Genomic DNA, 13,315 nt, shown 5'->3' with positions numbered 1-13,315 from the left:
ACGAGACGAGGATGCAGCGACGATCTTTCCTGAAGGGGCTCGCGGCGTGCGGCGGGGCGCTGTCGCTCGGCAGCCACGCGCGCCGCGCGCGCGCGGACGAGGTGGGCGACGCGCTCGCCGAGATCACGCGGGCGCGCGCGTCGGTGAAGACGCTGGTCGCGCCGTTCACGCAGGAGCGGAGCATCGGCCTGCTGGCGACGGCGGTGAAGAGCGACGGCGAGATGACGCTGGTGCTGCCCGACCGGCTCCGGTGGGAGCTGAAGCCGCCGGACGCGATCACCTACTGGATCACGCCCGAGGGGTTCGGCTTCGCGACGCCGAAGGGCGCGACGGGCGCGGGGCGGGGCGCGGCGGGGCGCTTCGGGGCGGTGCTGTCGGACCTCTTGGTGCTGCTCGGCGGCGACCTCGGGAAGCTGCGGGCGCGCTACGATCTGTCGATCCCGAGCCGCGCGGACGGGATCACGCTGGCGGCGCGGCCGCGGGCCGAGGAGGTCGCGAAGCACGTGCGCAGCCTCGAGATGACCTCGGGGCCGGAGCTGTGGTCGGTGCGGCGCGTGGTCATCGAGGAGCGAAACGGCGACCGGAGCGTCATCGCGTTCGGCAAGGTCGCGCGCGACGTGAGCGTGGATCCGGCGCGGATGAAGGCGCCGAAGCAGGGCTGAGCGGGCGCGCGGGCGCGCGGGCGGCGCGCGTGGCGTCGAGGACGCGCGCGCCGTCCGACCAGGAGCAGCGCTTCGAGAGGCCATCGCCGCTCGGCCCGAGGGCGGCTGTGCGCCGCGCGCGGGCCATTCGACAGTTTGCGACAGATCGAGCGAGTGATCTCGTCATGCGACCGGGTTCGTCGGTCGGCGTCGTTCTCAACAATAAATAACACTATTTAACGATTGCTCCCCTGCGAGGCGATCATGCGGTGAGCGCGCCTAGCACATCACCGCGCCACAGGCCTCTTCCGCATCGTCAGGTGATGTCATGCTCCGTCGATGGGTGGGCTAGACAAGCCCTCTCCTTCGTGTCATGACCTGCGCCCGTTGCTCGAGCGTTCCCCGTAACCCACGATCCTCTCGGGCTCGCAGCGAAGCGAGCGCCGAGCCCGGTGAATCACCTCGACCGTTGGCGCACACTGCATCTCCCGCATAGCATTGGATGTGCTGCGGGCCGCATGCATCGATTCGATGGGTGAAGCGCCTGGGTGCGCGCAGGTGGTCTTGCGTGCTTGAATCGAAAGGAACCGTTCGTGACACTTGGCATGACTTTTTCTGGGCATGCGCCCGGCGCCGCACAGGACGACCTGTCTGGATCTCGGAGCGCCCTGACGTCACTGCCTGAGCTGCTCGCTCGCCGCGCGGAAGAGCTCGGCGACGCGCCCGCGTACGTCCATCTCCACGAAGGCGAGGAGGAGACGGCGGCGCTCTCGTTCGCCGCGCTCCACGCCCGCGCTCAGGCGATCGCCGCCTTCCTCCGCGCGCGCTATCCGCCGAAGAGCCGCGTCCTCCTCCTGTTCGCCCCTGGGCTCGAGTTCATCGAGGCGTTCTTCGGCTGCCTGCTGGCGGACATGGTGGCTGTCCCGACCTCGCTCCCGCGGCCGAATCGGACGGAGTCTCGGTTCGACGCCATCACGGCCGACTGTGCCCCTGCGTGCGCGCTCGCCGCGGGAGCGGCGCCGCGGGAGCGGAGCGGGTCGACGTCGCGCTCCGGGCTCGCCGTTCACACGCTGGAGGAGTGCTCCTCGGGCGCCGACGCCGCACGCGCGGGCGGCGCGCGTGGCGTCGAGGACGCGCGCGCCGCCCGCGGCACGATAGATGACGTCGCTTATCTGCAATATACCTCCGGCTCGACCTCCAGCCCCAAGGGCGTGATGGTCAGCCATCGCAACGTCCTGCAGAACTGCCGCATGCTCGCCGAGGGGTTCGGGATCGAGCGCGGCGACACCTTCGTCAGCTGGCTGCCCCACTTCCACGATCTGGGGCTGATCCACGGGATCATGCTGCCGCTCTTCGTGGGCGGCAGGTGCATCAGCATGCCTCCGGCGTCGTTCATCTTCCGGCCCATGCGCTGGCTCGAGGCGCTGTCGCGCCACCGCGGCCACCACAGCGCGGCTCCGAACTTCGCCTTCGATCTCTGCGTGACGAGCTCGACCGCGGAGCAGCGCGCACGGCTCGATCTGTCCGCATGGAAGACGGTGATCAACGGGGCCGAGCCCGTCCGCGCGGGGACGCTCACGCGCTTCCTCGAGGCCTTCGCGCCGAGCGGATTCCGGCCCGACGCGCTGCGGCCCTCCTACGGCCTGGCCGAGGCGACGCTGGGGGTCAGCGTCTCGCCGAGGCGCCCGCCGCGCGTCGTCCGGGTGAGCTCCACGGAGCTGCAACAGGGGCGGGCGCGCGCCTGCGCCGCCGCGGAGCCCGGCGCACAGGAGATCGTGAGCTGCGGCCGACCCCTGCCCGGCACGCGCGTCGCGATCGTCGATCCAGCCAGCGGAGAGCCCGCGCCGGATCTGCAGGTGGGCGAGGTGTGGGTCGAGGGCAGCGCGGTGGTGAGCGGCTACTGGAAGAACCCGGAGGCGACCAGCGCCTCGTTCGGCGCGCGGCTGCGCGGGGCGGGCGACCTGCGCTTCCTGCGGACCGGCGATCTCGGGTTCTTGCAGGAGGGAGAGCTGTTCATCACAGGGCGGCTCAAGGACGTCATCATCGTCCGGGGACGCAATTACTATCCGCAGGACCTCGAGCTCGCTGTGTGCTCCGCCCACGAGGCCTTTGCGCCCGACGCTGGAGCGGCCTTCTCCGTGGGCCTCGAGGACGGGCTGAGCCTCCCTGTCGAGGAGCCGGAGGCGATCGTCGTCTGCCAGGAGATCAAGCGCGGGCAGCGCGGGCTCGATCTCGAGGCGCTCGCGCGCGCCGCTCGGCGCGCCGTGGCGCAGCAGTTCGGGCTCCCGGTGCACGCGGTCGTGCTCCTCCCCCCGCGCCGCCTCCCCAAGACCACGAGCGGGAAAGTGCAGCGGAGGGCGTGCAAGGCGGCCTTTCTGCGCGGCGAGCTCGGGCCCCTCGGCGTGTTCCACGGCGCGAACGCGCGCGATGGCGCGGCCGCGGCCCAGGACGGGGCCTCCGCGACGGGAGGCGCGCAGCCCGGCGGATCGAGCTGTACCGCGCGCCTCGGGGCGCTCGTGGGAGACCTCCTTCAGGTGGACAGCGCACAGCTGCGCTGGGACGTGCCGCTCGTCGAGATCGGGCTCGAGTCGGTCAAGGCGATCCAGCTGGCGGAGCGCATCGCGGGGCTCAGCGGAAGGCAGGTCTCGCCGGCGAGCTTGATCGAGGGAATGACGTTGACCGAGCTGTCGCGCCTGCTCGCGGGGCCGCTCTCGCCCGGCGGCCGCGAGGGAGAGGCCCCCGTCGTCAGCCCAGGCGACGACGACCCGGGCGCGCCCTTTCCCCAGACCGACGTGCAGCGGGCGTATCTGGTCGGGCGGGAGAGCGCCTTCGACCTCGGGGGCGTCGGCTGTCACGGCTACCTCGAGCGGGAGTGTGATGGGCTGGATCTCGAGCGCTTCGAGCGAGCGTGGAATCGGGTCATCGCACGGCACGGGATGCTCAGGGCCGTGTTCACCGGAGACGGGCTCCAGCGGGTGCAGCGGACGGTGCCCCGCTTCGAGCCGAAGATCTGGGACCTCCGCGCGATGACGCCGGCCGACGCCGGCCGGGCGCTCGAGGACATCCGTCATCGGCTGTCCCACCGCGTGTTCGCGCCCACGGAATGGCCCCTGTTCGACGCCGGCGTGTCGCTCCTTCCAGACGGCCGGCGCCGCGTGCACATCAACCTGGATCTCCTCGCGCTCGACGCCTGGAGCTGCGGGATCGTCTCGCGCGATCTGGAGCGCTTCTACGAGCAGCCCGAGCTCGAGCTGCCGCCGCTCGGCGTGACCTTCCGGGACTGCATCGTCGATGCGGAGCGCCATCGACAGACAGCGGATCACGAGCGCTCGCTCGCGTTCTGGCGCGAGCGCGTGGCGAGCCTCCCCCCGGCGCCCGACCTGCCGCTCGCCGGGAAGCCTCGAGACGTCACGCCGCCCCGGTTCGTGCGGCACAGGGGGCGCCTCGATCGGGCCGCGTGGGAGTCGCTGAAGGGCCGGGCGAAGGCGAGCCGCCTCACGCCTTCGGCCGTCGTCCTCGCGGCGTTCGCCCAGGTGCTCGGGAAGTGGAGCGCCCGCCCGGAGTTCTCGCTCACGCTGACGTCGTTCGAGCGCCCGCGGCTGCACGAGGACGTCGCGGCGATCGTCGGCGACTTCACCACGGTGGTGCTCGTGGGCTTCGACGTGGGCGGGCGCAAAGCGGTCTCCGAGCTGGCGCGCGCCACCCAGGACCAGATCTGGAGGGCAATCGAGCACCGGCGCGCGGGGGCGATCCCGGCGCTCCGCCAGGCGCACGCGCCGAGCGTCCCCGTGGTGTTCACGAGCCTGCTGGGCCAGGGAGGGGCCGAGCCGCAGTCGCTGTTCTCCTGGCTCGGCAAGGAGGTCTTCATGGTCACCCAGACACCGCAGGTGTGGCTCGATCATCAGGTGACCGAGGACCAGGGGGAGCTCGCGTTCTCCTGGGATGTCGTCGAGGGGCTCTTCCCCGAGGGGATGGTCGGAGCGATGCTCGAGTCCTATCTCGATCTGCTCACCCGGCTGGCGCGCGGCGACGAGGCGCTCCAGCGGGCGAGGGTCGCGCTCCCGGTCGCGCAGCAGGAGGCGCGCGCCCGGATGAACCGGACGCAGCGGCCCGCGCCGGAGGAGCTGCTCCACGCGGCGTTCCTCCGGAGCGCGGCGGCCCGCGGCGGGTCGCCCGCGGTGATCGCGCCCGAGGGGAGCATCACCTACGGGGAGCTCGACCGGCAGAGCAACGCCCTCGGCCGCGCCTTGCGGGGCCGCGGCGCGCGTCCCAACACCCTCGTCGCCGTCGCCTGCGAGAAGGGCATCGCGCAGGCGCTGGGGGCGCTCGGCGTCCTCAAGTCCGGGGCTGCCTACCTGCCTGTGGATCCGGCGTGGCCCCGAGAGCGGCTCTGGGGGATCCTGGCGCAGGGCGAGGTGCAGATCGTCCTTACCCAGGCGCGGTTCGCGGAGCCGGCCCGGTGGCCCGCGGGGACGATCGTCGTGCCCCTGGACGCGCCGGGCGGGCTGTCAGAGGACGAGTCGCCCATCGAGGCCGCTCAGCAACCCGACGATCTGGCCTACGTCATCTTCACCTCGGGCTCGACGGGGAGGCCGAAGGGCGTGGCGATCGATCACCGCGGCGCCGTGAACACCCTCGCGGACGTGAACGCGCGCCTCGGCGTGAACGCGTCCGATCGTGTCCTGTCGCTCTCGGCGCTCGCCTTCGATCTGTCGGTCTACGACCTCTTCGGCCTGTGGGCGGCGGGGGGCGCGGTGGTGCTGCCCGAGCCGGGCCGGCTGCGCGATCCCGGCCACTGGGAGGAGCTGATGTCCCGGCACGGCGTGACGCTGTGGAACACCGTCCCGGCGCTCATGCAGATGCTCGTGGAGCACCGGGCGGAGCGCCCGGGCGCCCCCGCGCCCCTGCGCGCCGTGCTCCTCAGCGGGGACTGGATCCCGGTGACCCTGCCCGATCGCATCCGCGAGGCGTTCCCGGGCGCGTCGGTGCTGAGCCTCGGCGGGGCGACGGAGGCGTCGATCTGGTCGATCGCCTATCCGATCACCCGCGTGGATCCGAGCTGGAAGAGCATCCCTTACGGCAAGCCGCTCGCGAACCAGCGGTTCCACGTGCTCGACGGGGCGATGGAGCCGTGTCCCGACGGGGTGCCCGGGCGCCTCTACATCGGCGGCATGGGCCTCGCGCGCGGCTACTGGCGGGACGAGGAGAGGACGCGCGAGCGCTTCGTGACACACCCGGAGACCGGAGAGCGGCTGTACTGGACCGGCGACCTGGGACGCTGTCTGCCGGACGGGAACATCGAATTCCTGGGACGCGAAGACTTCCAGGTGAAGATTCAAGGGCACAGGATCGAGCTCGAGGAGATCGAGGCCGCGCTGCTGCAGCACCCCGACGTGGCGAGCGCCGCTGTCTCGGTGGGGAGCACGGCGAGCGGTGGAAAGCGGCTCATCGCCCATGTCGTTCCGGCCCCGGGCAAGGCGCTCGAGGCGCCCGCGCTGCGGGCGTTCATCGCCTCGAAGCTCCCGGACTACATGGTGCCGAGCGCCTTCGTGGAGGTGCACCGCCTCCCCCTCACCAGCAACGGCAAGGTCGATCGCAGCGCCCTTCCGGATCCAGCGCGCGAGTCCGGCGTGGAAGAGCAGGTCATCGCGCCTCCGCGGGACAATGCGGCTGATCCGGGGCTCGCGCCCGGGGTCGAGGCGCTGCTCCGCGAGCACCCGAGCGTCGCGGCAGCGAGGGTGGAGCGCGCCGCGGACGAGCGCGCCGGGCTGGTCGCGTACGTGACGGCCCGAGAGGGCGCGGCGGACCCGGAGGTACCCTTGCTGCAGGATCCGATCGCGAGGCTGAAGTTCAAGCTGAGCAAGCCGGCGCAGCGCGATGATCTCTCCGGGGCCGCCATCCCCCTGATCGCGCGCGCGCGCACGGACGAGGATCTCTCGGCGTTCGCGCGGCGGCGCAGCTATCGCCAGTTCCGGAGCGAGCCCATCGCCTTCGAACGTCTGGCGCGCTTCCTGAGGCAGCTGTCTCCGGTGAGGCTGCCGGGTTATCCGCTCGCCAAGCAGCTCTACGCCTCGGCGGGCAACCTGTATCCGGTGCACGTGTACCTGTATGTGAAGCCGGATCGGATCGAGCGGGTCCCCGGAGGCACGTACTACTTCCACCCGGAGCGCGAGCAGCTGGTCGCGATCCAGCCCGGCGCGGACATCGACCGCTCGGTCCACGGGGGCCCCAACGGGCAGGCGTTCGACAGCTCGGCGTTCAGCGTGTACCTCGTGGCGGATCTAGGCGCCATCGAGCCGGTGTACGGCAGCCGGGCGCGGGATCTGTGCCTCATGGAGGCCGGCGTCATCGCCCATCTGCTCGAGTCGACGGCGCCGGATCACCAGATCGGCCTCTGTCAGACGGGCGGGTTCGATTTCGCGCAGGTCGCCCACCTCTTCCAGGTCGGCCCGCGCCACGAATACCTCCACGGCCTCGTCGGGGGGGCCATCTCGGACGCGGACACCACCCTCGAGGCGCTGGCCCGCGAGTCGGCGGCGCTGGCGGCCATGGTCGACGCCGCGACGCGCGCCGCGCCGCCGCAGGGCGCCGCCCTGGCGAGGCCGGAGCGGCCGCGCGATGGGCTCGCGCGAGCGCTCTCGTCGTACGTCGCAGAGCGCTGGACGGAGGAGCCCGTCAGGGTGGTCGTCGTCGACAGGCTCCCTGGCCCGGCGGAGGGCGCGCAGCGGTCAGCCCCGGAGGGCGCGCAGCGGTCAGCCCCGGAGGACGCGCCGCCGCCCGCAGAGCGAGCCTGGGCGAGGCCCTCCGCGGCGGCGAGCGACGGGCTGGAGAGCGCCATTGCCAGCATCTGGGCCGAGGTGCTGAGACGCCCGCGCGTCGGTCACGACGACAACTTCTTCGACCTCGGGGGCGATTCGCTCCTGCTCGTCAGCATGGCGCGCAGCCTCCGCGAGCGCTTCAGCCGCGATGTTCCCCTTGTGCACCTGTTCGAGCATCCGACGGTGTCCCAGCAGGCGGCGTACCTGAGGACGCTCGGGGTGAACGCGCCCTCCTCGGCGAAAGGCGAGGATGCGGCGGCGCCCGGGGCCGCGCCGGGCGCGGCGGAGGGCGCCCGGTTCGACGCCATCACCGCGCGCGCCCGGCGGCAGCGCGAGCGCGGCCTGGAGCGGCGCGGGCTCGCGCCGTCCGCGTCGGAGCAAGCCTCGCGCCAGGGCAAGCCGGAGGATTGAACGATGCAGGACCTCGGAGATCTGCGCGACGCCATCGCGATCGTCGGGCTGAGCGGGCGGTTCCCGCAGGCGAACGATCCAGAGGCGTTCTGGAGGAACCTGCGCGATGGCAGGGAGTCCATCGCCCGCTTCACGGAAGAGGAGCTGATCGCCGCCGGGGTCCCTCGCGCCCAGGTGAGGGATCCGGGCTACGTCAAGGCGCGACCTTGCCTCGACAGGCCGGAGTGGTTCGACGCCGACTTCTTCGGATACAGCGAGCGGGAGGCGCAGTGGATCGATCCGCAGCAGCGGCTGTTCCTCGAGTGCGCGTACGAGGCGCTCGAGGACGCAGGTCACGACGCCGAGCGGTTCCCCGGCTGGATAGGCGTCTTCGCCGGCGCCAAGATGAACTCGTATCTCCTCTCGCACCACCGCGCGCTGCTCCACAAGTTCGAGTCCTCCGAGGCGATGCAGCTCCTGATCGCGAGCGACAAGGACTACCTGACGACGCGCGTCGCGTACAAACTCAACCTCAAGGGACCGAGCATCAGCGTCCAGACGGCCTGCTCCACAGGGCTCGCGGCGGTCCATCAAGCATGCCAGAGCCTGCGCGCCGTCGAGTGCGACATGGCGATCGCGGGCGCGGCGTCGGTGATGTTCCCGGAGCGGCGCGGGTACTTCTACGAGAAGGGCGGGCCATGCTCCCCCGACGGCCACTGCCGTCCTTTCGACGCTGACGCCGCGGGGACCGTGTTCGGCGACGCGGTCGGGGTCGTCGTGCTGAGGCGGCTCGAGGACGCGATCGCGCAGGGCGATTTCATCCACGCGATCGTCCTCGGGTCCGCGACGAACAACGACGGCTCCGCCAAGGTCGGGTACACCGCCCCGAGCGTCGACGGGCAAGCCTCGGTGATCGTGATGGCGCACGAGGTGGCCGGCGTCCGGCCGGACACCATCGACTACGTCGAGGCGCACGGGACCGGCACGTCGCTCGGCGACCCCATCGAGGTCCGCGCCCTGGAGCAGGCCTTCCGGCGCGCCGCCGCCCCGCTCCGCCGGTGCGCCCTCGGATCGGTGAAAGGGAACGTGGGCCACTCGAACACGGCGGCCGGCATCGTCGGGCTCATCAAGACGGTGCTGGCGCTCCGGCACGCGCAGATCCCGGCCACGCTCCACTACCGGCGGCCCAACGCGGAGATCGACTTCGACAGCTCCCCTTTCTATGTGAACACGGAGCTCCGCGCCTGGCCGAGGGACAACGGCCCTCGGCGAGCGGGCGTGAGCTCGTTCGGGATCGGGGGAGCGAACGTGCACGCGGTCCTCCAGGAAGGGCCGGTCTATCACCCGACCCCCGGCGGAGAGAGCGAGATCCTGGCGCTGTCGGCCCGGAGCGAGGCCGCCCTGGCAGCGATGCGATCGCGCCTCGCGGAGCACCTCGAGGGGCACCCGGAGATCTCCTTGCGCGACGCGGCGTTCACGCTGCTCGAGGGGAGGCGGAGGTTCCCGCACCGCGATTTCGTCGTCGCGTCGTCGTCGCCGGACGCCGTCGCGCGGCTGCGCGCGCCCAGGCCTGGGCGAGGGGCGCGGACGGGCACCGCCGGCGTGGTGATGCTGTTCACCGGCCAGGGGAGCCAGCACCCTGGAATGGGCTGGTCGCTGTACGAGGAGCACGCCGTTGTCCGGGAGATCCTGGACGAGTGCGCGGAGCGGCTCCGGCCGCACCTTGGCCGCGATCTGAGAGCGCTGCTGTTCAATGGCCCGGCCGAGGAGCTCCGGGAGACGGAGGTCGCTCAGCCGGCGTTGTTCGCCGTCGAGTACGCCGCGGCGCGGCTGCTCGAGTCGTGGGGAGCGCGCGCCGAGGCGCTCCTCGGGCACAGCGTCGGCGAGCTCGTGGCGGCCTGCGTCGCGGGGGTGTTCTCGCTCGAGGACGCGCTCCGGGCGGTCGCGGTGCGCGCAAGGTTGATGCAGTCGCTGCCGCGCGGGGCGATGCTCGCGGTGCCGCTGTCCGAGGGGGCAGCGCTCGAGAGCCTGCCACAAGCGCTGTCGCTCGCCGCGGTGAACGGGCCCGAGCTGTGCGTCGTCTCCGGCCCCGAGGCGGCCATCGCGAGGTACGAGGCGCAGCTCGGCGCGCGCGGGATCAAGGGCCGCCGGCTCCAGACCTCCCACGCGTTCCACTCCGCCGCGACCGAGCCGATCCTGGACGAGTTCCGCAGGGCCATGGCGGGGATCACGCTGCGCGAGCCCCGGATTCCCCTCCTCTCCAACGTCACCGGCGGGTGGATGACGGGCTCGATGGCGCGGAGCGCCCAGTACTGGGCTGACCACCTGCGGCGCGCGGTCCGCTTCGGCGACGGCGTCAAGGCGGCGCTCGAGGGCGAAGGACCGCACCTGTTCGTGGAGGTCGGGCCCGGCTCGACGCTGTGCTCGCTCGTGCGCGCGCAGCTCGGGGGGAGCGCGGAGAGCGCGGCCGTTCCCCTGCTGCCAGGGCCGGGCGACACCGGAAAGGGCCGGCGCGTGCTGCTCGAGGCGGCCGGCGAGCTGTGGGCGCGCGGCGCCGACCTGCGCTGGCAGGCGGTATTCCCGGACGCCCGGGCGCGCCGCGTCCCATTGCCGACCTACCCCTTCGAGCGGAGGCGCCACGCGGTCGAGGACGGGCTGCCGGAGCCGTCCACGGGCACGGCGGAGACGATGGCCCACGAGGGCGCGGAGGACACCGGAGGAGCGCGGCTGTTCCGGCTCCGCTGGTCTCGTCTCCATGAGGCCGCCCCGCTATCCCGGCTCGAGAACGGGGCGCCGTGGCTGCTCCTCACCGACGCAGACGAGGGCGCGGGCGCGCTGGAGGCGCACGTCCGCGGCTCGGGCGCTCGCGTGATCACCGCGCGCCCCGGGCCGGCGTTCGCCGCGTCGGGCGACCTCGCGTTCGTCCTGCGCCCTGACAGCGAGGAGGATCTCCGGGCGCTGCTCTCGACCCTCGACGGGCAAGGCCTCTTTCCCGGACGCATCGTCCACCTGTGGAGCGCGCTGGGGGGGCCGGGCGAGGGCGCTGAAGCGATCTTGCGGAGGGGCTTGCTCAGCGTGTGCGCCGTCTCGCGGAGCCTCGGCGCCGCGCCGCCAGGGGCGGGGATCGAGCTCGCGATCGTGACCCGGGGAGCCCACGCGATCGCCGGCGAGACGACCCCTTCGCCGGACCACGCCGCGCTCGTCGGCCTCTGCCGCAGCCTGGGCAACGAGCTCGCCGGCGTCCGCTGTCGCGCCGTCGATGTGGTCCCGCCGCGCGACGGGGAGGCCGCCACATCGTGGGCGCGGGCCCTCTTCCGGGAGCTCGCGGGCGAGCCGGAGCACGACCTCGTGCTGCTGCGCGCGCAGCAGCGCTGGGTGCCCGCGTTCCAGGCGATCCTCCCTCCATCGCCGGCCGCGGAAGCGTCGCGCTTGCGGCGCGGGGGCGTCTACCTGATCACGGGCGCCTTCGGCGGGATCGGGCTGCGCCTTGCCGAGCACCTCGCGCGCGCCTGGGCGGCGAAGCTCGTGCTGATGGGGAGGACGCCGCTCCCGCCGCGATCGGAGTGGTCGAGCTACCGGGAGCGCGACGGGGCGCTGGCCGCGACCGCGGAGATCCTCGAGGCGCTCGGGCGGATGGAGGCGGAAGGCACGGAGCTCGTCGTCGCTCCCGGGGACGTCGCCGAGCCGCAGGACGTGGCGCGCGTCTTCGCCGAGGCGAGGGCCCGCTTCGGGCGCATCGACGGGATCTTCCACGGCGCCGGGATCCCGGGCGCCGGCCCGCTCGAGGCGCGGACGAACGAGGAGATCTGCCGGGTGCTGTCGCCGAAGACCACCGGGACACGGAACCTCGCCGACCAGCTCGGGCGGGAGGGAGAGCAGCCCTTCCTCGTGCTGTTCTCATCGACGTTCTCGCACCTCGGGGCGATCGGACAGGCGGACTACGCCGCCGCGAATGCGTACCTCGACGCCTTCGCCGGGGCGTACCAGAGCGCGACCGGCAACCCGAGCTTCGCCATCGCCTGGGACGGCTGGGAGCAGATCGGGATGGCGGCGCGGGCCGGGATCACCCGGCCAGGACCGTTGCTGCCTGGGCCAGGGTCGAGCCTCCGGGGGCACCACCCGCTGATCGATCGGGTGGACGGCGCGGCGCCCGGGCCCCGGGTGTTCCACAAGCGGTTCAGCCTGGCGCGCGACTGGCCTGTCGCGGAGCACCGGACGCAGCGCGACGGGCTGGTCTCCGGCACGACCCTGCTCGAGATGGCGCGGGCCGCGGCCACGCTCGCGGGGAGGGGCGCCGTCGAGCTGCATGAGGTCCGCTTCCACACGCCCTGCCGCGTGGAGGACGGGGCGCCGCAGGACGTCTGTCTCGAGAGCGAGCAGCGCGGGGCGCGGACCGAGTTCTCGATCTTCGCCCCGGGCCCTGCCGGGGTCAGGGAGCGGCTCGCGTCGGGCACCTGGACGCCCGCGCTCGACGAGACGCGCGAGCACGCGCCTGTCGCGTCGATCCGGCGGCGCTGCCGCCCGGCGGCCGCGCGGCAGCTCTTCGAGGCCGTCAACGCGAGCGGCTTGCTCCGGTGGGGACCTCGCTGGGACTGCATCGAATCGCTCCACGTCGGGGAGGACGAGGCGCTCGCCGAGCTCGGCCTTCGCCCGGAGTTCGCGGCGGATCTGTCCGTGTACGGTCTGCACCCGGCGCTGCTCGACGTGGCCACCTCGGTGACCGCCGTGCTCGACCCTCGAGGGATCTACCTCCCTGCGGGGTATGGCCGCGTGGTCTGCCTGGCGCCCACTCCATCGAGGCTGTTCAGCCATGTCCGCCTGCGCCGCGACGATACCGAGCCTGGCCGTGCGCTCTCCGCGGACGTGACCCTGCTCGACGAGCAGGGGCGGGTCATCGCCGATGTGACCCGCTTCGTCCTTCAGCGCGTCCACGGCGGCGCCGCCCTCGCCGCGCCGTCGCGAAGGGCGTCGCGCGGCATCGCCCCGGAGGACGGGATGAAGGCACTCGAGCAGATCCTCGCGCTCACCGGGCCCGAGCAGATCGTGGTCTCGCCGCGCGACTTCCCGGCCCTCGCCGAGCAGCAGCGCCGCGCCCGGCGGGAGCCCTCCGCGAGCCCGCGGCGGCCCCTCGGCGATGACGAGCGGCCTCGCGACGAGATAGAGCGCGTTGTGTGCTCGCAGTGGGAGGAGCTGCTCGGCCGGCGGCCGATCGGCATCCATGACGAGTTCTTCAGCCTCGGCGGCCACTCGCTCCTGGCGATCCAGATCCTCTCGCGGATCAACGACGCGTTCGACGTCGATCTGCCGAAGCAGGACATGTTCGAGGGGGCGACCGTCGCCCGGCTCGCCGAGAAGATCACGAGCGCTCTCGCCGAGCGCCTCGCGGTGCTCGAGTCGATGACAGACGCGGCCGCGCCCGGCGAGCCGTCCTGAGCCGTGAACGCGCTGGAACCTTGGAGAGGAGCG

3 protein-coding genes are annotated in these 13,315 nt (G+C 72.7%); all 3 read left to right on the top strand.

The window, feature by feature from the left end:
• Nucleotides 1–11: 11 nt before the first annotated feature.
• The 3 genes from POL72_RS49255 (at nucleotide 12) to POL72_RS49245 (ending at nucleotide 13,282) form a co-directional block, all read left to right on the top strand.
• Nucleotides 12–662 (top strand): LolA family protein, encoded by a 651-nt coding sequence (locus POL72_RS49255; protein WP_272104281.1) that lies wholly within the window; start codon nucleotides 12–14, stop codon nucleotides 660–662.
• 572 nt (nucleotides 663–1,234) lie between these two features.
• Nucleotides 1,235–7,870, top strand: a complete 6,636-nt coding sequence (locus POL72_RS52425) for a non-ribosomal peptide synthetase (protein ID WP_272104280.1) — start codon at nucleotides 1,235–1,237, stop codon at nucleotides 7,868–7,870.
• Nucleotides 7,871–7,873: 3 nt separating this feature from the next.
• Nucleotides 7,874–13,282 carry a type I polyketide synthase gene (locus tag POL72_RS49245; RefSeq protein WP_272104278.1) on the top strand — a complete coding sequence of 1,803 codons (5,409 nt, stop codon included), beginning with the start codon at nucleotides 7,874–7,876 and terminating at the stop codon, nucleotides 13,280–13,282.
• Nucleotides 13,283–13,315 lie beyond the last annotated feature (33 nt).

The sequence above is a fragment of the Sorangium aterium genome (assembly GCF_028368935.1).
GTDB lineage: Bacteria > Myxococcota_A > Polyangia > Polyangiales > Polyangiaceae > Sorangium > Sorangium atrum.
This window is presented reverse-complemented; position numbering and strand designations above follow the sequence as displayed.